The 23,985-nt window shown below is 58.3% G+C and carries 18 protein-coding genes and 2 tRNA genes; 13 read left to right on the top strand and 7 right to left on the bottom strand.

What is annotated here, in order from left to right; all coding sequences use genetic code 11:
* Nucleotides 1–140 precede the first annotated feature (140 nt).
* A tRNA-Ala gene (locus tag GGR91_RS01505) sits at nt 141–216 on the bottom strand.
* Between the two features lie 74 nt (nt 217–290).
* Nucleotides 291–608 carry an FYDLN acid domain-containing protein gene (locus GGR91_RS01500; protein WP_183939370.1) on the bottom strand — a complete coding sequence of 106 codons (318 nt, stop codon included), beginning with the start codon at nt 606–608 and terminating at the stop codon, nt 291–293.
* A gap of 156 nt (nt 609–764) precedes the next feature.
* On the opposite strand from GGR91_RS01500, the gene aroA reads away from it, so the two are divergent.
* The 6 genes from aroA (at nt 765) to GGR91_RS01470 (ending at nt 5,578) form a co-directional block, all read left to right on the top strand.
* On the top strand, nt 765–2,099 hold the full coding sequence (gene aroA, locus GGR91_RS01495) for a 3-phosphoshikimate 1-carboxyvinyltransferase (protein ID WP_183939368.1): 1,335 nt from the start codon (nt 765–767) through the stop codon (nt 2,097–2,099).
* Complete coding sequence (locus GGR91_RS01490) at nt 2,096–2,374, top strand: CBU_0592 family membrane protein (RefSeq protein WP_221204194.1); 279 nt, start codon at nt 2,096–2,098, stop codon at nt 2,372–2,374. The genes aroA and GGR91_RS01490 overlap by 4 nt, the downstream gene beginning before the upstream one ends.
* A complete protein-coding gene (locus GGR91_RS01485) occupies nt 2,371–2,997 on the top strand; it encodes a (d)CMP kinase (protein ID WP_183939366.1) in 627 nt (208 codons plus the stop codon). Before GGR91_RS01490 ends, GGR91_RS01485 begins: the two co-directional genes overlap by 4 nt.
* A 249-nt stretch (nt 2,998–3,246) precedes the next feature.
* Nucleotides 3,247–4,953 (top strand): 30S ribosomal protein S1, encoded by a 1,707-nt coding sequence (rpsA, locus tag GGR91_RS01480; protein WP_183939364.1) that lies wholly within the window; start codon nt 3,247–3,249, stop codon nt 4,951–4,953.
* 203 nt (nt 4,954–5,156) lie between these two features.
* Nucleotides 5,157–5,435, top strand: coding sequence for an integration host factor subunit beta (locus tag GGR91_RS01475; RefSeq protein ID WP_183939362.1), 279 nt, complete (start codon nt 5,157–5,159; stop codon nt 5,433–5,435).
* 57 nt (nt 5,436–5,492) lie between these two features.
* Nucleotides 5,493–5,578, top strand: a tRNA-Leu gene (locus tag GGR91_RS01470).
* A 59-nt stretch (nt 5,579–5,637) separates the two neighbouring features.
* Here GGR91_RS01470 and GGR91_RS01465 read toward each other — a convergent pair.
* Nucleotides 5,638–7,146: a YifB family Mg chelatase-like AAA ATPase gene (locus tag GGR91_RS01465; protein WP_183941497.1), complete on the bottom strand. Its 1,509-nt coding sequence runs from the start codon at nt 7,144–7,146 to the stop codon at nt 5,638–5,640.
* Nucleotides 7,147–7,458: 312 nt separating this feature from the next.
* Here GGR91_RS01465 and GGR91_RS01460 point away from each other — a divergent pair, with 312 nt between their 5' ends.
* From GGR91_RS01460 to GGR91_RS01450, 3 genes are all read left to right on the top strand, one after another.
* Entirely contained in the window at nt 7,459–7,884 is a 426-nt protein-coding gene (locus GGR91_RS01460) for an LCP family protein (protein ID WP_183939360.1), read from the top strand.
* Entirely contained in the window at nt 7,839–7,982 is a 144-nt protein-coding gene (locus GGR91_RS11525) for a hypothetical protein (protein WP_221204193.1), read from the top strand. Before GGR91_RS01460 ends, GGR91_RS11525 begins: the two co-directional genes overlap by 46 nt.
* A 110-nt stretch (nt 7,983–8,092) precedes the next feature.
* Complete coding sequence (locus GGR91_RS01450) at nt 8,093–8,476, top strand: DUF1428 domain-containing protein (protein ID WP_183939358.1); 384 nt, start codon at nt 8,093–8,095, stop codon at nt 8,474–8,476.
* 32 nt (nt 8,477–8,508) lie between these two features.
* Here GGR91_RS01450 and GGR91_RS01445 read toward each other — a convergent pair whose 3' ends face one another.
* The 4 genes from GGR91_RS01445 to GGR91_RS01430 are packed head-to-tail and all read right to left on the bottom strand — an operon-like array spanning nt 8,509 to nt 15,811.
* Nucleotides 8,509–9,180 (bottom strand): glutathione S-transferase family protein, encoded by a 672-nt coding sequence (locus GGR91_RS01445; protein ID WP_183939356.1) that lies wholly within the window; start codon nt 9,178–9,180, stop codon nt 8,509–8,511.
* Between the two features lie 60 nt (nt 9,181–9,240).
* Nucleotides 9,241–9,411, bottom strand: a complete 171-nt coding sequence (locus GGR91_RS01440; RefSeq protein WP_183939354.1) for a hypothetical protein — start codon at nt 9,409–9,411, stop codon at nt 9,241–9,243.
* Nucleotides 9,411–13,571 (bottom strand): translocation/assembly module TamB domain-containing protein, encoded by a 4,161-nt coding sequence (locus GGR91_RS01435; protein WP_183939352.1) that lies wholly within the window; start codon nt 13,569–13,571, stop codon nt 9,411–9,413. Before GGR91_RS01435 ends, GGR91_RS01440 begins: the two co-directional genes overlap by 1 nt.
* Nucleotides 13,571–15,811 (bottom strand): BamA/TamA family outer membrane protein, encoded by a 2,241-nt coding sequence (locus GGR91_RS01430; protein WP_183939350.1) that lies wholly within the window; start codon nt 15,809–15,811, stop codon nt 13,571–13,573. The genes GGR91_RS01435 and GGR91_RS01430 overlap by 1 nt, the downstream gene beginning before the upstream one ends.
* A 206-nt stretch (nt 15,812–16,017) precedes the next feature.
* Here GGR91_RS01430 and GGR91_RS01425 point away from each other — a divergent pair, with 206 nt between their 5' ends.
* The 4 genes from GGR91_RS01425 (at nt 16,018) to gltB (ending at nt 23,861) form a co-directional block, all read left to right on the top strand.
* Nucleotides 16,018–16,935 (top strand): complex I NDUFA9 subunit family protein, encoded by a 918-nt coding sequence (locus GGR91_RS01425; RefSeq protein WP_183939347.1) that lies wholly within the window; start codon nt 16,018–16,020, stop codon nt 16,933–16,935.
* Complete coding sequence (locus tag GGR91_RS01420; protein ID WP_183939345.1) at nt 16,932–17,732, top strand: undecaprenyl-diphosphate phosphatase; 801 nt, start codon at nt 16,932–16,934, stop codon at nt 17,730–17,732. The genes GGR91_RS01425 and GGR91_RS01420 overlap by 4 nt, the downstream gene beginning before the upstream one ends.
* A gap of 163 nt (nt 17,733–17,895) precedes the next feature.
* The gene (locus GGR91_RS01415) at nt 17,896–19,338 is read left to right on the top strand and encodes an NAD(P)-dependent oxidoreductase (RefSeq protein WP_183939343.1); all 1,443 of its coding nucleotides are present in this window, start codon (nt 17,896–17,898) and stop codon (nt 19,336–19,338) included.
* A complete protein-coding gene (gene gltB, locus GGR91_RS01410; protein ID WP_183939341.1) occupies nt 19,335–23,861 on the top strand; it encodes a glutamate synthase large subunit in 4,527 nt (1,508 codons plus the stop codon). The genes GGR91_RS01415 and gltB overlap by 4 nt, the downstream gene beginning before the upstream one ends.
* Nucleotides 23,862–23,985 lie beyond the last annotated feature (124 nt).

Below are 23,985 nucleotides of genomic sequence, written 5' to 3'. Positions count from 1 at the left end.
TTCACCGATGGTGACTGCATTCGAGGATAACTGGCTAACGCCGCGTGTTATGCTGAAACAGGTTCAGCATGACGAAACTACGTTACGAAAAATCAGCGCACGTGCCGCGCTTGCCTGCCAGCCGAAGCTTTAGCGAATAATGGTGGAGCCTAGGGGAGTCGAACCCCTGACCTCTACACTGCCAGTGTAGCGCTCTACCAGCTGAGCTAAGGCCCCATCTGGCCGCCCGTTGGGCAGCCTTGGTGAGGAGCGCCACTAGCGGGCGCTCCTATATATTTCAAGTCCGAAGATTAGATGTCGTCTGGTTCGCCTTCGGTGCCAGCAACGCCGAGATCTTCGTCACCGCCAAGGTCAACATCATTGTCCGGCGATACGTCACCGTCAACGGCATCGACGTCAATGTCGAGATCATCGTCAGCCAGATCCGAATCGTCTTTCTTCTTTTCGGCTTCTTCAAACGGCAGCGGCTGCTTCGACTTCAGAACTGGCTCAGGTGTCCACTGGTTGCCGCATTCAATGCATTCAACCGGCTCGTCCTTGGTCAGATCGTAAAAACGAACACCACATTTCGGGCAAGTGCGCTTGGTTCCCCATTCAGCCTTGATCATGGCGGGCTCAAATCCTTTTTAAACTGGCTTGGAAGGGCGATGCACATCTGTGAATCACCGTCAATTGGCGCGGCCTTTGCCACAGCGACGCGCCGCTGTCAAAAATTACTGTGGTCGTTGACTTGGCCACGCATCATCCGCAAAGCGCAAAACGTCATGCATAGCGTTCAACCCCGCCCCGCCAGTTTCCGTTCGCAAGGGCCGCTTCGCGGCACAGTGAAGGTACCCGGAGACAAATCCATCTCACACCGGTCGCTGATGCTCAGCGCATTGGCCGTTGGCGAAAGCCGGATTTCCGGTCTGCTCGAGGGCGAAGACGTGCTGGCGACCGCCGCCGCGATGCGCGCCATGGGCGCACACATCGAACGCACGGGCGAAGGATGCTGGACCGTCCACGGCGTTGGTGTTGGCGGCCTGATGCAACCCGCAAGCGCGCTCGACATGGGCAATAGCGGCACGTCGACACGCTTGTTGATGGGTCTCGTGGCCAGCCACGCGCTCACCGCGACATTCATTGGCGACGCCAGCCTGTCGAAACGCCCGATGGGCCGCGTTATCAATCCGCTCAGCCAAATGGGCGCTGAATTCACTGCAAGCCCCGGTGGCACGTTGCCGCTGATGGTCCGCGGCTTGGTACCTGCCGTACCGATCCGCTATCATCTGCCGGTTGCCTCCGCCCAAGTAAAAAGCGCCGTGTTACTTGCCGGCCTTAATACACCGGGCATTACCGAGGTGATTGAACCCGTCCCCACGCGTGACCACAGCGAACGGATGCTACGCGGCTTTGGTGCGGATTTGACGGTTGAAATCGATGCCGATGGCGTGCGCCATATTCGGCTTGTCGGCGAAGCAGAGCTGAAGCCGCAGACGATTGACGTACCCGGCGACCCTTCATCAGCAGCGTTCCCGATTGTCGCGGCGCTCATTACCCCCGGCAGCGAAGTGACCGTGACCCATGTCGGCATGAACCCGACGCGCACGGGCATTTTCAAGATGCTGGAAGCGATGGGCGCTGACCTGACTTACGCCAACGAGCGCGAAGTCGGCGGCGAGCCTGTGGCGGATATCACCGCGCGCCATTCGCTTTTGCGCGGCATCGAAGTGCCACCCGACATCGCACCAAGCATGATCGACGAATTTCCGGTATTCTTCGTCGCCGCCTCCACGGCGCAAGGACAGACCATTACCAGCGGCCTCGACGAGCTGCGCGTGAAAGAGTCCGACCGGTTGGCGTTGATGGCGACCGGCCTGAAAGCCATTGGCGCGCAGGTCGAAGAACGCGAAGATGGCCTTGTCATTCAAGGCACAGGCGGCGAACCGCTGGAGGGCGGCGCGACCATCAACAGTGCGCTTGATCACCGCATTGCCATGAGCTTCGCCGTGGCGGGGCAGCATTGCTATCACCCCGTGACGGTCGATGATGTATCCCCCATCGCCACGAGCTTCCCGACGTTCGAGGCGATGATGCACAATCTTCAGGAAACACATTGACCGCATATATCTCCCCTTTCGCCGCCGATCTTATCGGTTTTGCAGGTAGCTTCTTCATCGTCGTTGCCTTTGCGTACAGCAATCTTACGACGCAGATGAACGCCTTGTGGTTCAACGCTGCAAACTTCATTGGTGCGGCCTTGCTGACGGTGTCGTTGACGGTGAATTTCAACCTGCCGACGATGGTGCTTGAAGTAGTGTGGATGGCGATTGCGCTATTTGGCATAGCCAAGGCGTTGATGGCGCGGGGCGCTGACAAGGACGCTGCGCAATGATAATCGCCGTCGACGGGCCGACTGCCTCAGGCAAGGGTACGTTGGCAAAGGCATTGGCCGCGCATTTTGGCCTGCCGTTTCTGGACACGGGCTTGCTGTACCGCGCGGTGGGTCGGCAGGTGCAAATCAACAATGGCAACCCCGACAATCCGGCGGACGCCTTGGCTGGATGTGATTTTCCCGACAGCATTCTCGATGACGCCGCTCTGCGGACCGAAGCGGTCGGCGGTTTGGCCAGTCGTGTATCGCTCCACCCCGTAGTACGCGCGGCGCTCAACAAGCGGCAGGTGGATTTTGCCAACCAGCCCGGTGGTGCGTTGTTGGACGGGCGGGACATCGGGACAGTGATCGCGCCGCACGCCGATGTGAAGCTGTTTGTCACCGCCCCTGCCGAGGTGCGGGCGCAGCGGCGTTATGACGAAATGCAGCGGCACGGGATCAACGTGCGCTTTGCCGATATTCTTGCCGATATTCATGCCCGCGACGCACGCGACATGGGGCGTGCCGATGCCCCGTTAAAACCCGCGCAAGACGCGCTATTGCTAGATACCGGCGATTTGACTATAGGCGGCGCCGTTCAAGCTGCGATTGCGCTGGTGGAGTCTCGACTTCGCAAGAGCTAAGTAGCCGGAGTGTATCGATAGAACACACCGTCACCCTGAACGTGTTTCAGGGTCCATTTCGCCGCGCTGACCCTTGGTCTAAGTTGATGGATGGATGCTGAAACAAGTTCAGTATGACGTGGTAATTTGGTTTGATATGCACTGTATTTGAACGCTTTATTGCTATTCGGGCAATAGGGCATTTCTGGTCAAAGACCGTCGGAACCAACCGACTGGCCGGACAAAAAGTACGTAAGGAAACTCTAACCTATGGCAACTTCGCCAAACCCGACCCGCGACGATTTCGCGGCACTTCTCGACGAATCACTTGGTGGCGCAGACGGTGGCTTTGAAGGCCGCGTCGTAAAAGGCACCGTAACCGCAATCGACAATGACCATGCTGTCATCGATGTGGGTCTCAAATCCGAAGGCCGTGTGGCGCTGCGTGAATTCGCTATGCCCGGCCAAAAAGCCGACCTGAAGGTTGGCGACGAAGTTGAAGTCTTCGTTGACCGCGTAGAAAATATGAACGGCGAAGCCATGCTCAGCCGTGACCGTGCCCGCCGCGAAGCTGCGTGGGACGTTCTTGAAGGCGAATTCGATGCTGGCAACCGCGTCGATGGCGTTATCTTCGGCCGTGTAAAGGGTGGTTTCACCGTTGACCTCGGCGGCGCAGTGGCATTCTTGCCCGGCAGCCAAGTCGACGTTCGCCCTGTGCGCGACGTAGCTCCTTTGATGGACATCGCGCAGCCATTCGTCATCCTGAAAATGGACCGCAAGCGTGGCAACATCGTTGTTTCGCGCCGCGCCATTTTGGAAGAGACACGCGCAGAACAACGCACTGGCCTCATCCAGAACCTCGCTGAAGGTCAGATCATCGACGGCGTTGTCAAGAACATCACCGATTACGGTGCGTTCGTTGACTTGGGCGGCATCGATGGCCTGCTGCACGTCACCGACATCAGCTACAAGCGTATCAACCACCCAAGCGAAATCATCAACATTGGTGACACCGTTAAGGTTCAGATCGTTCGTATCAACAAGGACACACAGCGCATCAGCCTTGGCATGAAGCAGCTGGAAAGCGATCCTTGGGATGCAGCGGTTGCCAAATATCCAGTGGGCACAAAGCTCAAGGGTGCAGTCACGAACATCACCGAGTACGGTGCGTTCATCGAACTCGAAGCCGGTATCGAAGGTTTGGTCCACGTTTCGGAAATGTCATGGACAAAGAAGAACGTTCACCCTGGCAAGATCGTTTCGACAAGCCAAGAAGTCGACGTTGTCGTTCTCGACATCGACATGGAAAAGCGCCGCATTTCGCTTGGTCTCAAGCAAGCGCACGACAATCCATGGGCATCGTTTGCTGACAAGTTCCCAGTTGGTTCGACCGTTGAAGGCGAAGTTAAGAACGCGACCGAATTCGGTCTGTTCATCGGCCTCGACGGCGACGTTGACGGCATGGTCCACATGTCCGACATCGCATGGGGCATCACCGGCGAAGAAGCATTGCATCTTCACCGCAAGGGCGAAACCGTCAAGGCAATCGTCCTCGACATCGACGCCGAGAAAGAGCGCATTTCGCTTGGCATCAAGCAGCTTGAAAAGGGTGCCCCATCGGCAGCCGGCGCTGCTTCGGCAAGCGGCCTGAAGAAGGGTGCGACCACCACGGTTACTGTTCTTGAAGTACGCGATGGCGGACTTGAAGTGCAGGCCGGTGAAGATGGCGCAACTGGCTTCATCAAGCGTGCCGACCTTGGCCGTGACCGTGACGAGCAACGTCCAGACCGTTTCCAGGTTGGTCAAAAGTTCGACGCAATGATCACTGGCTTCGACCGTTCGAAGAAGCCAAACTTCTCCGTCAAGGCGCTTCAACTCGCTGAAGAGAAGCAAGCTGTTGAGCAATATGGTTCGTCAGATTCCGGCGCATCGCTTGGCGACATCTTGGGTGAAGCGCTCAAGGGCGTGAAGAAATAAGCTTCGGCTAATCCACATCTCCGATTGATCGGAACAATAACCCGCCCTTTTCACGAAGGGCGGGTTTTTTGATGTTTCGACAAACAACATCGGTAACGCCGTTGTAATATCGGTAAATTTCTGGCACTTTGGAACCATTACCAACGTCAGACGCTTGAGAAGCTGCCTTGCAACTTCAGCGGGCCCGATGTGAAGGACATGAAATGATCCGTTCAGAATTGATCAAAAAGCTGGAAGCTGAAAACCCCGAGCTAACAACAGAAGAAGTCGAAAAGATTTTGGATCTGTTTTTCGACCAAATCATCCAACGTCTTGCCGACGGTGGACGTGTCGAACTGCGCGGCTTTGGCGCATTTTCAACGCGCGACCGCAGCCCACGTAAGGGCCGCAACCCGCGCACCGGCGCCGCGGTTGACGTTCCTTCCAAGCGCGTACCTTATTTCAAACCCGGCAAGGAAGTGCGGGAACGGCTTAACAAATAAGCTTGGGCTGCAAAGCCCCTTGACCGTGCGGACGTAATGCTGTCTGCGCAATGTCATGCGGATGTGGCGGAATGGTAGACGCTACAGACTTAAAATCTGTTGTCCTTTTGGGCGTGCGGGTTCGAGTCCCGCCATCCGCACCACCTTTTTTCTTAACGCGCGGCGCGCGCGCCAGATATCTGCCACCCTGCATAGCCTGACCTCAGTTACGCGGCGCTTGCCTGCGATAACTCAGCGCCTCTGCGATATGGATGCGGCCAACATCGTTCGAACCTGCAAGGTCGGCAATCGTTCGGGCGACCCGCAAGATACGCGTATAACCGCGCGCGGATAACCGCATTGCTTCTGCCGCTTGCGCCAGCAATTTCTGCCCAGCCGCGTCGGGGCTGGCAAAGGCGGTCAGCGCGTCACCGTCTAAATCCGCATTGGTGCGCAGGCCAGTCCCCGCCAGACGCGCGCTTTGCACTTGGCGCGCGGCATCGACGCGCGCCGCAACCTCCGCCGACCCTTCGCTGGGCGGTGGCAGGACAAGGTCCGCGGCGCTCACCGCCTGCACCTCCACATGCAAGTCAATGCGATCCAGCAACGGTCCCGATATCTTTGCCTGATAATCGGCGGCGCAACGCGGAGCGCGGCTGCAGGCCAAAGCGGCATCGCCCAAATGCCCGCAACGGCACGGGTTCATGGCCGCAACCAGCTGCACATTGGCGGGGAATGTCACATGGCTGTTCGCGCGCGCAATGCTGACCTCCCGGGTTTCGAGCGGTTGCCGCAAGCTATCGAGCACAGCACGTTGAAATTCGGGCAGCTCATCCAGAAACAGCACGCCGAGATGCGCAAGGCTCACTTCGCCCGGCCGAATACGCAGGCCGCCACCGACCAACGCCGGCATAGAGGCGCTGTGGTGCGGCGCGCGGAATGGCCGTGTGCGCATCAACCGCCCGCCCTCCAACGTTCCCGCCACCGATGCAATCATCGACACTTCTAACGCTTCGGCGGGCGTCAGTTCGGGCAATATACCCGGCATGCACGACGCCAAAAGCGACTTGCCCGCACCCGGCGGACCCACCATGCAGAGATTGTGGCCACCCGCAGCCGCGATCTCAAGCGCACGCTTGGCCGTTTCCTGCCCCTTCACCATTTTCATGTCAGGGCCAGCTTTGCGCGGTTCGGCGATTCCGGGTTCGGGGCTCCGCAGCAGCGATTGCCCCTTCAAATGATTCAGCAGCGCCAACAAATCCGGCGCAGCGATCACTTCAATCTCGCCCGCCCACGCGGCTTCGGACCCCTGCACCGCCGGACATATCAACCCCATGCCGCGTGACGATGCGTGCAGCGCCGCGAGGAGCACGCCAGGTGACGCCGCAACGCGGCCATCCAGCCCAAGTTCCCCCACCACGACATATTGGGCCAGCGTCTCTGCATCGACCAACCCCATTGCACCCAATAAGGCCAACGCAATGGGCAAGTCATAATGCGACCCTTCCTTGGGCAAGTCCGCAGGCGACAGGTTGATGGTGATCCGTTTGGGGGGCAGCGCAAGTCCCAACGCGGAAATCGCGGCACGCACGCGTTCACGGCTTTCGGCAACGGCCTTGTCCGGCAGTCCCACGACCGCGAAGCTCACCACGCCGGGTGCGACCTGACATTGTACCTCGACACTGCGTGCTTCGAGCCCGAGATAAGCAACCGTCGAGACTATCGACACCATATTGTTACCCCGCATGACGCCCTATGGACCCCCGCCACACTGGGATGAAACTGCAGCGGAGGTCCGGTCGACCGGTCCAGTGGTCGACAAACATCCGATGCGGGAAAAATCCGGATCAGGGCAACCGCTAGCGGCTCGTATACGAAGCGTTGGCATATCATTTCCGACCCGAAACCATGTTAACCCAGTGCGGTTACACCACGCGAAGGTCATGGCTGGATTGATACATAACGACCAATTGCTATGTTTTCATATGACCCCGAGTCGTCCCCCCTTCTTTGCACTGCGCATCAGCGCAACTGGAGCACGTACATGAACGCCATAACAACACCTCGCTGGCTGACTTGGGTCAGCATCCTCTTCCTGCTCTGGAACCTTATGGGCGTCGGTGCCTTTGTCAGCCAGTGGACGATGTCAGCCACCGACATCGCCGCGCTGCCGCAGATTGAGCGTGATTTATGGGTATCGATGCCAGGCTGGGCTTGGGCGGCTTATGCCATTGGCGTTGCCGTCGGAACGCTTGGCGCCATCGGCCTGATCCTGCGCAAATATTGGGCACCGCTTGCCTTTTCATTCAGCCTGATCGCGATCATCATTCAGTTCAGCTATCCCTTCTTGATCGCCAGTGGCGCACAAACCGACATCGCCATGCTCGCCTTCCCGATGTTCATCATCGTGATGGCGGTGGTGCAGTGGCAACTGTCCCGGCACTGGCAACGCAAAGGCTGGCTCGCCTGAATTTTTCCGAAGGAGAGGCCGCCAAACGCGCGTTCGATGCCATGGCGCAAATGGTCAAGATCGACGTCGCCGTCATCGAAGCCGCAATGCGCGGGTGAGCCAGCCGCTTGGCCTATCCAATCGGGATCGAGCCGGCAGCGTTGCCACCCGTACAATGAGGATTGCACGTCAACAGAGGAAATTTGGGGCACAGCAAAGGAGAAGAACGATGGCATATATTGACGGTTTTGTAATCGCCTGTCCGCAGGCGAACAAACAGAAGTTCATCGACCATGCGCGCACAGCAGATAGCGTGTTTATCGAAATGGGCGCATTGCGGGTGGTCGAATGTTGGGGTGACGATATTCCCGAGGGCACAACGACAGACTTCCGTATGGCAGTGAAGGCGGAGCCCGATGAGGCTGTGTTGTTCAGTTGGATCGAATGGCCTGACAAGGATACGCGCGACGCGGCAATGGCGAAGATGACCGAAATGATGAATGATCCATCAAAATGCGATCCCAGAATGGATCCGGCAAAGAACCCCATGCCATTCGACGGCAAGCGCCTGATATTTGGCGGATTTACCCCGGTTGTTGATCTTTCGGAATAAGACCTGCCAACCGGTATTTTGACCGCGGTATGTTAAAAATCCACCTGCTCATAATGTTTGGGCGGGGTGATGACTTCCATCCGTTCGGACAATAATGGCCGAAAGCTTGGGCGCGACTTGAACATCGCATACCAAGCCTTGGTCTGCTCATGCCCCGTCCAATCAATTCCGCCGAGATAATCGGCCACCGAAATTTGCGCGGCCGCGGCAAGATCCGCCATGCTCATCACTGCGCCGGACAGCCATGCACGGTGGTCAATAAGGTAATCGATATAATCGAGATGCCCGTTGGCCAGCTTCATGGCTTCACGCAATATTTTGGACTCGGGCGGCTGCCGGTCGATCAGGCGCTTTTTCATCCGTTCATGCAGAAGCGGCTGCGTTACATCGCCATAAAATTGTTCGTCAAACCACGCGACCAGCCGGCGTGTTTCGGCGCGATATTGCGCCGTGCCCGTGATCATCGGATTCGTGGCGACGGTTTCATCAATATATTCTGAAATCGCGACCGAATCGACCAAGGTGATATTGCGTTCAGGGTCGCGCATCACCGGCGTGCGTCCGGCGGGGTTCATGTGCAGAAACTCGTCGCGCTGTTCCCACGGATTTTCGCGCACGAGGCTGTACGGCACACCCTTTTCGCCCAAAAGCAGTCGAACCTTACGCGAAAACGGACACAGCGGATATTGATGGAGATGCCACATGCGTATCTGTTAGGACCGGTTAACCAAAATGTGAAGGGGTGCGCCACAAAAGCGCATAGATTAGTTGGATTTAGAAACTTCGCCGGGCTCCCTTTTGGCTTCTTTCGCCATTTCCGCGTCAATCTTGGCCTCGGCCGCCTTCACCTTGCGTTCGGTTTCGGCATATTGGCTGTCAAAATCCTTCTGACAGCCAGCCAGTATGAGCAACAGAATGCACGCAACAAGACGCATCAATAATCCTTTTTATACCGCACATTGACGTTGGATGTTCCGCCGCTGCCGATCTGGCTTAGGATCGAAAGCGCTGGCGTCAGGCTGATTTCCAGCTGCGTTGCCGTATAGCCCCGCGCGTCGGTGACGATTTCGACATAGACATCATTGGTAATATATTGGCCAAAAGCCACCGCCATACCGCGTCCCGTGATGTCATCCGCGCCCAATATGCGCAGCCGGTCCAATCCCGTTGCCGACTGCAGCACGCCAAGCGGATTAAGTCCGCCCGGTCCGCCACGCAAATTGTTCAGCGAACCGGCCAGCTGCACCGCCTGAATCGCGGACAGTTCGCCAATCGAATTGCCAAACAATATCCGCGCCATAATCTCATCCTGCGGCAATGCCGGGGTCGAGCTGAAGCTGATGTCGGGATTTTGGCCCGTGCCCCTGATGTTCACGCGCACCGTCGTGCCGTCAACGTCACTGGCGGCGGCGACGCGGATCGACGGGTTGGCTGCGGGGCCGCCGTTGAAGGATATCCGGCCGCTTTCCAGTTCGAACGACCGACCGGCAAAGCCCAATGTGCCGCGTACCAATTCCATATCGCCAGAAATCAACGGCGCAGCGCTGGTGCCTGTTATCCGCAATTTGGCGCCCCATTCGGATTCAAGACCCATGCCGGTGACATATAAGTTGCCGGGCGCTTCAAGCGCGATGTCGAGTTTCCAGTTACTGGGCAGGCTTGCGATCGCATCGGCATCACCCGACACCCGTGGACGGCGAATTGACTGTTTGCGGCGGATACCAGTGAGTGTTGCAACCTTCGCTGCGCCCTGGCGGATGATTTTGAAACGCGTTTCGGGCAGACGCAGCTTACCGCGGATCAGTGCAGCACCGTCCGGCGCATTTGATACGGTGATTTGCCCGGTTGCCGTTGTCGAGATCAGCTCGCTTCGGGCAACACGTGCGCGGTCGAGATCAAGGTTCAGCTGAACCGGGAAGCCTTTTGCGGAACTCAGATTGACAATGCCCTTGCCGCTGATCGTCCCGTCGCCCGCCTTTGCGCTCAACTCGGTCACGTCCAACTGGTCGTTGGTAAACAGACCGCGGATGCGCAAATTGGTCAACCGCGTGCCATAGACATCATTTTCGTAAATCAGGTCATTGGCGCGGACAACGCCGGTCAGTTGCGGTGTTTGAACACGGCCCGAAAAATCCGCCGCGACGCCAATATTTCCGGACAGGCTCTGATCCGCCAAAGCCGCCAGCGAAAACAGCGTATCTGCTGGACCATTATAGCGCACGCCACCCGACAAGGGCGCGGCAAGCAATCGTTCGGTCCAACTGGCCGTACCGGGCGGCAGCGGCGTCAGGTCAATCTGGACACGCCCCACAGCGGCACCACGCCGCCGGATAATCGCGCGCGCATTGCCGCCATCGGGCAACAATCGCCCGACCAGACTGATGTCGACAGGTTGCGAACGCGACCCCAGATTTGCGCGGACGAAGCTGCTGATTTCCAACCGTGCATCGGCGCGCGGAAACGCCGCCAAGGATGCTTGCGCCCAATCGAGGCTTCCGGTGACGGTTCCACTCAGGCCGGGAACGGGAAAGAGCGGATTCAATGCGGCGATGTCGACCTTGTCCAACCGTGATTGGAATGACATCGTATCGCCATAGCTTCCGGCCAACCGGACCGAACCTTGCGCCAGTTTGATCGTGCTCGGCAAAATGTCATAGCTGCCGCGGCGCGGAATGATGCGGATGGGACCAGCGGTTGCGAAATCGACACTGTTCGCCCGGCCCTTGGCAGAGATGCGCCAAAGCCGCGGGGTGAAATCTGCATTGGCGGCAACGCGGAAGGGCACTTCGCTTCGGCCCTCCGCCAATATCTGCCCCGTCCCTGTCCCATCGCGATAGTTGATCTTTGCCCGGGCGGCGGCAATCGCGATGTCGTTCAAAATGGCATTTTCCATCTGAACGTCCGCAACAATCTGTGGACTGTCATACAAAATGACGTCGGCTTTAATGATGCCGCGACCAATGGCCAGTTTTTGCGCACCGGCGAGTTCCGCATTCAACGCAACCGCATCAACGACGGCGCGTTGGAAACTGCCTTGCGCCGAAAGGTCAATTTTTCCGTCAAACCCTGCGCCTGCGCCGGTGAGCGTGCCGACAAAGGGACCCGCGGCGGCTTGCTGGATACGACCGGTAATGCCGATGCCCGCAAAATTGCCCCGTAGGATATCAATCGTGAGGGGGCCATCGCCCGAAAGCACATCGGCATCACCGCTGATCGGACCATAATCGGTCAACCCCGTCAGTGCGACCGCATATCCCCGCTGGCTTTGCGTGACGACACCGACCACATTCGATAGACCAACGCCAAAGCCCGGATTGGTCGCAGTGATGCGATACACCGGATCGTCAAAAGTCCCGGTCATCGCGACAGCCACCGGCCCATATTGGTTGGAGTAGCCAAGCCCGTTAAAAAGTACACGGCCATCTTGGGCTACATAAGTTCCCGTGCCGCTGTTCAGCCGGAACAACGGCGAAACGACGGTCGCACGGGTAATCTGCAATATGCCGTTGGTGCCGTAACGAATGCCGGCATCGACAAACATCTGCCCGCCCAGAAACCTTTGCGCGCCCGCACTGAACAATCGCGTCGAACGTGCCTTCAATGTGCCGACCAGCGCATAGCCTGTGCCAAGGGTGGTTTCGATATCAACGTCGGCGACCACGTTAAACAGCCCGACCGAGTTCACTTGGAAGCCGTCGACTTTCCCGTCCAACGCGGTTGTGTAAAAACCCTTATTAATATCGCCGACCAGCAAGGCCGTGGCGTTGATGCGGTCTGACCTGATCTTCAGATTATCCGAAAGCAAACGCCCTTTTGCGATCGCCAAATCACCGTTCAGGCGGACGTTGGTCAGCAAGCCACCGGCGATCTGGTTGATACCGCTGACGCGCCGCGCACGGGCGGCTACCGGAATAAGGAAGCGATCGGCCGCGCCTTGCGCCTCACCGCTCAGCGTCACATCCTCAAAGGTCGTAAGGCCGAATGCCAAACGCGTGGCGGTCGCGGAATAGGCGACAGTGGGCTGGGCAAATGCCCCGTTCAATAATGCCTTTCCGCGCACATTTGTGCCGCTGACGTTCGATCCGATGATGCCGAGCCGAAGCAACCTTATGTCCAAGGCAAGGTCGCGGAAACGCGCTTCGCCCAAGTCCGCGATGCCATCTGCGCGCATCTCCATCGCGGCCGAGCGCAATGTCCCGCTGATTTTCGCGGTCCGTTCGGCAAAGCTTGCCGCCATGTCGATGTTCGCCACGGGCGATAATGCGCGCACCAACAGGCTGTTCGCCATGAACTTGGCAGGCGCGGCGGTCCCCTTTGCGGTGAATGTGCCTTCGCGCGCCGTCAGGGCAATGTCCGCAACGTCTTCCGCACCCATTTGCGCGGACAAAGCGCCGTCCCATTTGCGCCAGCTGCCCCGGCCAGCGAGGGTCATCTGCATGGGCACGCCACGCCCCATCAGCCCGGCAACAAGGCCCTTGGCCGGTGCGTCGAGGTTCAGGTCGACATCGAAACGATTGTCATCGGGCACGGCATCGAGTTTCAGGACGATGCGATCACCGCGCAGGCTGCCCGCTGTCGCGGTGACGATTGCGCGGCGATCGGCAATCTGGACCTTGCCCGACAGTGAGGCGACCTGTTCCTCGCCCGTAATGCCTTTGGCAAACACAATGCGGTCAATGTGCAGCTGGCCAATGTTGATATCCAAATCGGGCAACAAAGGGTCGCCCCGGTCGGGCAATATGCGCAATGCCGGCATCCGCGCGACGTTGAGCGTGGGCGCGCGCAGCGAGGTGATGTTTACGCCGCTGGAGAAATAAGACAGCGGGTTCCAATCAAGCCGGATTTCGGGCGCACGGGCAAAGCCGCCCTTGGGATCGCGGAACTGGACATCGCGCAGGATGGTATCGCTGTAAATCGAACCCTCAATTTTCCCGATGCGGATGTTGAGGCCATTTTCCATTTCGAACGCAGCAATCTGCCGCGCGACAAAATTTCGTCCGGATTGGGTATCCAGCCACACATAGCCACCGGCGATCACCAGCAACAGCAATGCCATGACCGCCCCGGCCCCGATGGCTATGCGCCGCCACATCATCAAAACGCCTGTCCAATCGACACATAAACGCTGAAGCGCGATTCACCCAGTCGCCGGTTCACAGGCGTTGCGAAATCCAGACGGATTGGGCCAAAATTAGTGTAAAAGCGCCCGCCAACCCCGACGCCCATGCGCCAGTCGTTGAACTTTGGAATGCTCGATTCATATGCTTGGCCCGCATCGACAAAGCCGACCACGCCATAATTGCCAAAACGATAGCGACCCTCCAATGCGAATTCATTCATGCTCCGGCCGCCCACCGGATCGTTATTTGGATCTTTCGGGCCAAGCTGTTGATAGCCAAAGCCACGCACCGATCCACCACCGCCGCCATAAAAGCGCCGCGAAGGGGCAAGGTTATCGCGTGCGATGCCCGATATCGTCCCCACCCGCGCGCGGGCGGCCACAACGATATTGTCTTTCACCGGATAATAATAAGACGCGTCAAGAATGGCCCGCGCATAAATCTGCTTTCCGGTCCCAAGCGATGTCTCTGGCGACACGCGCACATTGACGCGATATCCTTTGGTCGGGTCCAATAGATTGTCGGACCGGTCAAAGCCGACTTGCCCGGGAAGCGCCGCGACATAAAAGATCTGCCGGTCGCGAAGCCCGCGCGCGAAATCAAACTGGTCTTCTGATGTCGCCAATATTTCCGCGCCAATCGACCATGTGAATTTCTTTTGCCAGATGGGCGTCGATACGAATGACATCGTTCCCGCCAGACGCCCGGTATAGGCTTCAAAAGCGTCGTAATTGCTGTGCAAAGCGGTCAACGATATGTCGATATTGCGGTCGCGCCGTCCGGCATTCGCCCGCGCGACGGATATGCTCGCAGCTTGTTCTTTTGTGCCCACCACGCCCGTTGCGGTCAGCGATCCTTCCGGAGGGAACAGATTGCGATGTGTCCAGCTTGCGTCGGCACGCAAGCCCTGCCCTGTGCCATAGCCTGCGCTGCCCGCAATGGTGCGCGGCGGTGCCGCTTCCTGCCGCACAAGCAAGTCGGCATAAGGCGTTCCATCTGGCGCGCTGCCCTCACCCGGGACAGGTTCAACAGATACTGTCGACAGCAAGCCCGTGGCGATGAGCGCGGCGCGCAAATCGTCAACTTTCCGGCTGTCATACAGGTCGCCGGTCTTAAACCGCCGCAATATCGAGACATGGTCGGCGTCAAAAGCGGTGGTGCCTTCGGTCCGCAATTGCCCGAAATAGCTGCGTGCGCCCGTTTCCACAGGCAAGCTGTAGTCGCCAACGCCCCTGTCGCTATCCAGAAATATGTCCCGCTCGCCAACCTTTGCAAAAGGATAGCCATTTTGGGGCAACTCGACCGAAATATTTGCTTCGGCCGCCAAAATGATGTCCGCGACAATCGGGTCGCCGCCTTTGGGAACAAAGCTGCGGCTGATAAGATCCGCCGGTTGAACAGCGGGGGCAGAAAAGGCGATTTGCCCGAGATAATAACGCCGTCCGGGCACAACCGTCAGGATGACGTTCAAGGGCTGGCCTTCGACGACAGAAGGCTGAACCGCGACACGCACATCAGCGTCAAAAAAGCCCTGACCATTTAGGACATCCAACAGCAACTGACGGTCGGCGCGTGCACGTTGGCTAATTTCTGCGCGGTTTTCCGCCGTACCGTCACCATCGTTGAGCACCGACAGGCTATCAAATCTTGCGCGCACATCACGCCAAATAGCGGCTTCCACAGCGACTCCGTCGGCGTCTTTGGCAATATCGGTTGTCTTTGTGGCATCCAGCCCATCGATGCGCAGTACATAACGCAACGCCCGCGCCTCACGTTCGGCAGCCTGCGTTGGTTCCGGCGGTGGTTCAGCATCAAAGCTATCTATTGGCGGAAGCGGATCGTCCAGCAACGGGTCCGTGACGGGCGGATCGGGCAGGATTTCCACGGCATCGCCGTCCTGCACGGCTGCGATAGCGGGATCGGCAGCGGTTTGAGCTGTCTGTTGTTGGACCGTGCCGCCTTCTTCCTTTGTTTCTTGTTCGGCCTGCCATGCGTCGATGCTCTCCAACGGCGCGTCGTCCAGTGACGGGATGGCGGCGTCGAATTCCGCGTCGCCAATGATTGGGGTTTGCGGATCAGCAGGTGCGGGGCTCACAACTTTCAACGGCACGGTGGGTGGCGCCTGCACGGGCACAACGGCACCGCCAGCCGGATTTTGCGCGAGCAAAGGTGCGGCAGCACAACCAAGATACAAAAAGGCAGTTAATCGGATCAAACAGACATCCCTTCGCGCCCAGCACCCCCTTATGCACAAGGTTCCATCTAGACACATCAATATCCGTTACCGTGAAGAGAATAGGATGCCAATGATAAGGCACAGGGCGAACCAATTATCTGCAAGCGGGCGCAGGTCGGCCTTGAAAGCTTTCGGGTGGTGGTGCAAAGCGCCAACCAATTCACACGCTGCATGATGGAGCATTTATGCAAGGCAAGTTGGTAACGATTTTTGGCGGCAGCGGTTTTCTGGGCCGCTATGTGGCGCAGGCGCTGTTGAACGAAGGCGCACGTATTCGTGTGGCCTGCCGCAACGTCGGCGGCGCCAATCATATCAAACCGCTCGGCAATGTCGGCCAAGTTCAATTGATGGCGGCGGATGTGCGCAAGCCAGATAGCGTGGCACGCGCCGTGAAAGATGCGGATGCGGTCATCAATCTTGTCGGCAGCTTCGATAATATGGACGCTGTGCAAAATGTTGGCGCAGGCATCGTGGCGCAGGCTGCAGCCGCCGCCGGTGTCAAAGCGCTCGTCCATGTATCGGCCATTGGCGCCGATGCGCACAGCGAAGCGGAATATGGGCAGAGCAAGGCAGGTGGCGAAGCCGCCGTGCGCGCAGCATTTCCGTCGGCGGTTATCCTTCGCCCATCCATCGTCTTTGGCCGCGAAGACCAGTTCATCAACCGCTTTGCCGGAATGATCCGCGCGCTTCCTGTCGTTCCCGTCATTGGGGCAGACACCAAGTTCCAGCCGGTATTTGTGGGCGATGTCGCCAAGGCTGTCGCTAAGGCGGTGGCGCATCAGGACGGAAGCACGCTTGAGCTGGGTGGCCCCGAAATATTTTCGATGATGGAGCTGAACCGCTGGATCGCCAAAGCCATCGGCCGTGATCGCATATTTGTGGAAGTGCCCGACATCGCGGCAAAGCTGCTCGCCAAGGGCACGGGTTGGTTGCCGGGCGCGCCTATCACCCAAGATCAATATAAGATGTTGGGCAAGGACAATGTCGTAACCGGCACAGACGGGCTGGCGGCCTACGGCATCGTGCCGACACCGCTCGATACGATCGCCGCTGACTGGCTGAACATCTATCGCCGGCATGGTCGCTTTGGTGGCGGTCAGTGAGCGATTGGCTGATCGCCGTGCTCCTTGGTATTATCGAGGGGCTTACGGAGTTTCTGCCCGTATCGTCCACCGGACATCTCATACTTGCCGGTGAACTGGTTGGATTTACCGACAATAGTTCGATCGCGTTCAAAATTGCCATCCAGCTGGGTGCAATATTGGCGGTGTTGCTGGTATATTGGCAGCGTTTTTGGGCCGTCGGCACCGGCTTATTAAAAGCGCAGCCCGGTCCAATCGCGTTCACGCGCAACATCCTGCTCGGCTTTGTGCCAGCGTTGCTCATCGGCGTTGTCGCGTACGACGCCATCCGCGCCGCGATGCAAACGCCCGAAATTGTCGCCATCGCGCTGATCGTCGGCGGCATCATCATATTGGTTCTTGAGCGGATCGTGAAAAATGTGCGCTTCCATTCGGTGGAGGACATACCGTTCGGCACGGCTTTATCCATCGGCCTTATTCAGTGCACCGCCATGCTGCCCGGGGTGAGCCGGTCAGGTGCAACGATCATGGGCGGGCTGATGATGGGTGTCGAACGCAAAACCGCGGCCGAATTTTCGTTTTTCCTCGCCGTCCCAACGATGATGGCCGCGACCGTCTACGCGCTATGGAAAGATCGCGCACTTCTGAGCGCCGATGACCTCGACATGATTGCCATTGGGTTCACCGCCGCATTTGTCGTTGCCGTGATCGTGGTGAAAGCGTTCGTGGCGCTGGTGGGCAGATTTGGCTTCGCACCATTTGCCTATTACCGAATCATTGTTGGTTCAGCGGCTTTGCTGTGGCTGGCCATGCGGTAAGGTCCGAAACGGTCATAAATATGTGAAATAATATTGCGTAACACCATTATTAAGCCACAAAATTTATGGCATATGGCAGCTAGACTGTCCTATTATTGGGTTTTCTAGGTGACATTCACCGTTTTCCGCGGTACGCGCGGCGCATATTCAAGGAGTGTGCGCTGTGGCCAAAGACCCGATGCTGAAATTTATCTCGAAACCGCAGGCCTACCCTGAAAAGCGGGCTGCGCAGCTTCGTGCAGAAGATTTTGCCGAAATCGCCGAGCGTTATGCATCCGACGACGCTGCGGATCAGGCATCGCGTTGCTCGCAATGCGGCGTGCCATATTGTTCGGTGCATTGCCCGTTGCACAACCATATCCCCGATTGGCTGCGCTTGACCGCCGAAGGGCGTTTGCGTGAGGCGTATGAGCTGTCCAACCTGACCAGCACCATGCCCGAAATTTGCGGCCGCATCTGCCCGCAAGATCGCTTGTGCGAAGGCAATTGCGTCATTGAATTTTCGGGCCACGACGCCGTGACCATTGGCTCTGTCGAGAAATATATCACCGACACCGCGTGGGAACAGGGCTGGGTCGAACCCGTTGCGGTCGGACCATCGCGCGGGCAATCGGTCGGCATCATTGGCGGCGGCCCGGGTGGCCTGACCACCGCAGAATATCTGCGCGTCGCTGGATATGACGTGCATGTGTACGACCGCTATGACCGCATGGGCGGCCTGCTGACATATGGCATTCCCGGATTTAAGCTGGAGAAAGACGTCGTCATGCGCCGCGTGAAGCGGCTTGAGGATGCGGGCATCCATTTCCACACCAATTTCGAAGTTGGCCGTGACGCCACGCTCGACGCATTGCGCGCCAAGCATGACGCCGTGTTGATTGCGACCGGCGTGTACAAGGCGCGCGCGGTGTCGTTACCGGGCGGCGATCTTAATGGCGTGGTGGCGGCATTGGATTATTTGACCGCGTCGAACCGCAAGGGCTTTGGCGATGCCGTGCCCGCATTTGAAAGCGGCGCGCTGAATGCCGCGGGCAAGAATGTCGTCGTCATTGGCGGCGGCGACACCGCGATGGATTGCGTTCGCACCGCGATCCGCCAAGGCGCAAAGTCGGTCAAATGCCTCTATCGCCGCGACCGCGAAAATATGCCCGGTTCGCAGCGGGAAGTGGCCAATGCCGAAGAAGAAGGCGTCGAGTTTGTGTGGCTTTCAGGCCCCAAGGGCTTCGAAGGCAATGGCCAAGTCGAGCGGGTTCAGGTTTCCAAAATGCGGCTGGGTGCACCCGACGCATCGGGTCGCCGCGCGCCGGAAAATGATCCGCAAGGTGACTTCACACTGGATGCCGACCTTGTGATTACCGCGCTTGGTTTTGAAGCCGAAGACCTTCCGGTGTTGTTCGGCGCGGCGGACCTGAACGTCACCCGATGGGGCACCATTCGCGTGGACCATAATACGCAGATGACCAACCTCGACGGCGTGTTTGCCATTGGCGACATCGTGCGCGGCGCGAGCCTTGTCGTCTGGGCGATCCGCGATGGCCGCGATGTGACGCAGCATATGCACAATTATCTGAAATCAAAAGCAAGCCGTGAAAAGGTTGCAGCATGACCATATTCTACCCCACCCCCGAACATGAACGCCTCGCCAATGAGGGCATGTATTATCCGGAATCCGAAGGCGATGCCTGCGGCGTTGGCTTGATTGCCGCGACCGATGGAAAGCCATCGCGCCGCGTGGTGGCCGCCGGGATTGAGGCGCTGAAAGCCGTGTGGCACCGTGGTGCCGTTGATGCCGACGGCAAGACGGGTGATGGCGCTGGACTGCATATCGACTTGCCCGTCCGCTTCTTTGACGATGCCATATCGGACAGCGGGCACCGCCCGATGCCAAACCGTTTGGCAGTCGGCATGGTGTTCCTGCCGCGCACCGACCTGAGCGCACAAGAAAACTGCCGCACGATTGTCGAGGCTGAAATCATCGACGCCGGCTACACCATTTATGGCTGGCGTCAGGTGCCGGTCGACGTGTCGGTTATCGGCACCAAGGCGCAGGCGACACGGCCCGAAATCGAACAGATCATGATTGCGGGCCCAATGCCCGATGCGGTTGACGCGACCGAGTTTGAAAAGAATCTCTACCTCGTCCGCCGCCGGATTGAGAAGAAAATCATCGCTGCGCAAATTCGCGATTTCTACATCTGCTCGCTGTCGTGCCGGTCGATTGTCTACAAGGGCCTGTTCCTCGCAGAAAGCCTTTCGGTCTTTTACCCCGATCTTCAGGACGACCGTTTTGAAAGCCGCGTCGCGATTTTCCACCAGCGTTATTCGACCAACACCTTCCCCCAATGGTGGTTGGCGCAGCCGTTCCGCGGCCTTGCCCATAATGGCGAAATCAACACCATCCGTGGCAACCAGAATTGGATGAAGAGCCACGAAATCAAAATGGCCAGCATCGCCTTTGGCGCGCAGTCGGATGACATTAAGCCCGTCATTCCGGCGGGTTCATCGGACACTGCCGCGCTCGATGCCGTGTTCGAAACATTGGTCCGTTCGGGCAAGGAAGCACCAACGGCGAAGCTGATGCTGATCCCCGAAGCATGGCAGTCAAACCCCAATCTGCCCGCCACGCACCGGGCAATGTATGAATATATGTCCAGCGTCATGGAGCCATGGGATGGCCCCGCTGCGCTGGCCATGACCGATGGCCATTGGGCCGTTGCAGGCGTCGACCGCAACGCCCTTCGTCCACTGCGCTACAGCCGCACGTCGGACAATCTGCTCGTCATCGGTTCCGAAACCGGCATGGTCGTTCTTCCCGAAACAACGATATTGGAAAAGGGCCGCCTTGGCCCCGGCCAAATGATTGCGGTCAACCTCGACGAAGGCAAATTGTACCGCGATGGCGAGTTGAAAGACCGCATCTCGGCAGAGCAAGACTATGGCGCGCTCGTGCGAGGTTTCCGGGCTATCACCGACTTGCCCGATGTAGCGCAGGATGATGCCCCGGCGTGGTCGCGCGCAGAACTGACCAAGCGTCAGGTCGCCGCCGGCATGACGCTTGAAGATGTCGAAATGATCCTCGCGCCGATGATCGAAGATGGCAAGGAAGCCATTGGGTCGATGGGCGATGACACGCCGCTCGCCGTCATCAGCGACAAGCCGCGCCTCATCAGCCAATTCTTCCGCCAGAATTTTAGCCAAGTGACAAACCCGCCGATCGACAGTCTGCGCGAGCGGCATGTGATGAGTCTCAAAACGCGTTTCTCCAACCTTGCCAACATTTTGGACGAAAAGAGCCAGAATGCCGACGTGCTTGTCCTCGCCAGCCCCGTGCTCACCTCGCATGACTGGCGCCGGTTAAAGTCTGCCTTTGGCGCAGCGGGCGCAGAAATTGACTGCACCTACGACATTTCCGAAGGACAAGAAGGTCTTCGCGCCGCCATCACGCGGATCCGCGAAGAAGCCGTGGCCGCTGTGCGCATGGGCAAATCCGAATTGTTCCTGACCGACGAAAATATCAGCGCCGACCGCGTTGGTATTGCCATGATCCTTGCCGCTGCCGCTGTGCACACGCATTTGGTACGCAATGGTTTGCGCAGCTATTCGTCGATCAACGTCCGCTCCGCCGAATGTCTCGACACGCATTATTTCGCGGTGCTCATTGGCGTTGGCGCAACCACGGTAAACGCATATCTGGCCGAAGCCGCAATTGGCGACCGCCATGCGCGCGGACTGTTGGGTGGACTTGCGCTAACCCAAGCGGTCGAAAATTACCGCACCGCCATCAACGAAGGGCTGTTGAAGATCATGTCCAAAATGGGCATCGCGGTCATCTCCAGCTATCGTGGCGGCTATAATTTCGAAGCGGTTGGCCTGTCGCGTGCCTTGGTCAACGACTTCTTCCCCGGAATGCCGAACAAGATTTCGGGCGAAGGCTATCATTCGCTTTATGTGAACGCGCGGGATCGCCATGAAGAGGCGTTTGACACGGCGGTTGCACGCTTGCCCGTTGGCGGCTTTTACAAGCAACGCAATGGCGGCGAAGAGCATGCCTATTCGGCGGGGCTGATGCATCTTTTGCAAAGCTCTGTCGCGAATGACAGCTATTCGACCTACACACAATTTGCCCAAGGCGTGCGCGAACTGCCGCCGATTTACTTGCGCGATTTGTTGGAATTCAATTTCGCAAAGGAACCTGTTGCGATTGATGAAGTCGAAGCGATCACCGAAATTCGCAAACGCTTTGTCACGCCGGGCATGTCGCTTGGCGCCTTGTCGCCGGAGGCGCATGAGACATTGGCCATCGCCATGAACCGGATTGGCGCAAAGGCTGTGTCCGGCGAAGGCGGCGAAGACAGCAAGCGGTTCAAGCCCTATGAAAATGGCGACAATGCCAACAGCGTCATCAAGCAAATCGCGAGTGGCCGTTTTGGCGTAACCGCCGAATATCTCGGCGCGTGCGAGGAAATTGAAATCAAGGTCGCGCAGGGCGCAAAGCCCGGTGAAGGCGGCCAATTGCCCGGTTTCAAGGTGACCGAAATGATTGCGCGTCTGCGGCATTCGACGCCGGGCGTCACGCTCATTTCACCGCCACCGCACCATGACATTTACTCGATCGAAGACCTTGCCCAGCTGATCTACGACCTGAAGCAAATCAACCCGCGCGCACGGGTGTGCGTCAAGCTGGTGAGCGCAGCAGGCATCGGCACCATCGCCGCTGGTGTGGCGAAAGCGCATGCCGACGTCATCCTCGTTTCGGGCAATGTTGGCGGCACGGGCGCAAGCCCGCAAACCAGCATCAAATATGCAGGGACACCATGGGAAATGGGGCTGTCCGAAGCCAATCAGGTGCTGACGCTCAACGGCCTTCGGCATCGTATCAAGCTGCGGACCGATGGCGGACTGAAAACCGGACGCGACATTGTGATTGCCGCGATCTTGGGCGCGGAAGAATTTGGCATCGGCACGCTCAGCCTTGTCGCCATGGGCTGCATCATGGTGCGCCAGTGCCATTCCAACACCTGCCCCGTCGGGGTCTGTGTTCAGGACGAAGCCTTGCGCAAGAAATTCACGGGCACCCCGGAAAAGGTGATCAACCTGATGACCTTCATTGCCGAGGAAGTGCGCGAGATTTTGGCCAAGCTTGGCTATCGCAGCCTGGATGAAGTCATTGGCCGTACGGAACTTCTGCGTCAGGTTAGCCGCGGCGCGGAGCATTTGGACGATCTCGATCTCAACCCCATCCTTGCCAAGGTCGATGCGCCCGACAGCGCGCGCCGCTTCAGCATTCCGACATTCCGCAATGAAGTGCCAGACAGCCTTGATGCGCAGATGATCCATGATGCAAAGCCGGTGTTCGAACGGCGCGAAAAAATGCAGCTGACATATAATGTCCGCAACACCCACCGCGCGGTTGGCACGCGGTTGAGTTCCGAAATCACGCGTTTGTACGGGATGAAGGGCCTTTCCGAAGGACATGTCCATGTGCGTTTGCGTGGGTCGGCGGGACAATCGCTTGGCGCATTCCTGTGTCAGGGCATTACCTTGGAAGTGTTTGGCGACGCCAATGACTATGTCGGCAAGGGGCTTTCGGGCGGCACCATCATCGTGCGGCCAACGGTCAGCAGCCCGCTCACCAGTCAGCAAAACAGCATCATCGGCAACACGGTGCTTTATGGCGCGACGTCGGGACGGTTGTTGGCGGCAGGACAGGCCGGCGAGCGCTTTGCCGTCCGCAACTCCGGCGCGCATGTCGTCGTCGAAGGCTGCGGATCAAACGGTCTGGAATATATGACCGGCGGCATGGCGGTCATCCTGGGCAAGGTTGGCAGCAACTTTGGTGCAGGTATGACCGGCGGCATGGCCTTTGTGCTCGACACCGAAGGTGATTTTGCACAGATGGCCAATCCGGACAGCATTGTCTGGCAACGGCTCGACAGCGCCTATTGGGAAGACCAGCTGAAGTCGCTGATCACCGCGCATGCCCAAGCCACCGACAGCGCATGGTCGCAATCATTGCTGGAAGATTGGGACCGCAGGCGCGGTGAATTCTGGCAGATATGCCCGAAGGAAATGCTGACCCGCTTAAGCCAGCCGCTGTCCGACCATGAGGTGCTGGAAGCCGCTGAGTAGACCCAGCGCTTGCGCGATTTGAACAGATGGATGCGCGCGGTTCGGCAAGATGCCCGCCGCGCGCAGGATAGGCAGCGCCTGACATTGCGGAAGGGTCTGGTCAATTGCGCTCGGCCCTGCTTTA

The organism is Sphingorhabdus rigui (genome assembly GCF_014196595.1).
Classification (GTDB): domain Bacteria; phylum Pseudomonadota; class Alphaproteobacteria; order Sphingomonadales; family Sphingomonadaceae; genus Sphingorhabdus_B; species Sphingorhabdus_B rigui.
The sequence above is the reverse complement of the archived record's forward strand: the minus strand, read 5'-3'. Positions and strand labels throughout refer to the sequence as shown.

Coding starts and splice junctions, on each gene's coding strand:
- GGR91_RS01500 (WP_183939370.1), bottom strand. CDS start 608: ATGATCAAGGCTGAATGGGGAACCAAGCGCACTTGCCCGAAATGTGGT.
- aroA (WP_183939368.1), top strand. CDS start 765: ATGCATAGCGTTCAACCCCGCCCCGCCAGTTTCCGTTCGCAAGGGCCG.
- GGR91_RS01485 (WP_183939366.1), top strand. CDS start 2,371: ATGATAATCGCCGTCGACGGGCCGACTGCCTCAGGCAAGGGTACGTTG.
- rpsA (WP_183939364.1), top strand. CDS start 3,247: ATGGCAACTTCGCCAAACCCGACCCGCGACGATTTCGCGGCACTTCTC.
- GGR91_RS01475 (WP_183939362.1), top strand. CDS start 5,157: ATGATCCGTTCAGAATTGATCAAAAAGCTGGAAGCTGAAAACCCCGAG.
- GGR91_RS01465 (WP_183941497.1), bottom strand. CDS start 7,146: ATGGTGTCGATAGTCTCGACGGTTGCTTATCTCGGGCTCGAAGCACGC.
- GGR91_RS01460 (WP_183939360.1), top strand. CDS start 7,459: ATGAACGCCATAACAACACCTCGCTGGCTGACTTGGGTCAGCATCCTC.
- GGR91_RS01450 (WP_183939358.1), top strand. CDS start 8,093: ATGGCATATATTGACGGTTTTGTAATCGCCTGTCCGCAGGCGAACAAA.
- GGR91_RS01445 (WP_183939356.1), bottom strand. CDS start 9,180: ATGTGGCATCTCCATCAATATCCGCTGTGTCCGTTTTCGCGTAAGGTT.
- GGR91_RS01440 (WP_183939354.1), bottom strand. CDS start 9,411: ATGCGTCTTGTTGCGTGCATTCTGTTGCTCATACTGGCTGGCTGTCAG.
- GGR91_RS01435 (WP_183939352.1), bottom strand. CDS start 13,571: ATGATGTGGCGGCGCATAGCCATCGGGGCCGGGGCGGTCATGGCATTG.
- GGR91_RS01425 (WP_183939347.1), top strand. CDS start 16,018: ATGCAAGGCAAGTTGGTAACGATTTTTGGCGGCAGCGGTTTTCTGGGC.
- gltB (WP_183939341.1), top strand. CDS start 19,335: ATGACCATATTCTACCCCACCCCCGAACATGAACGCCTCGCCAATGAG.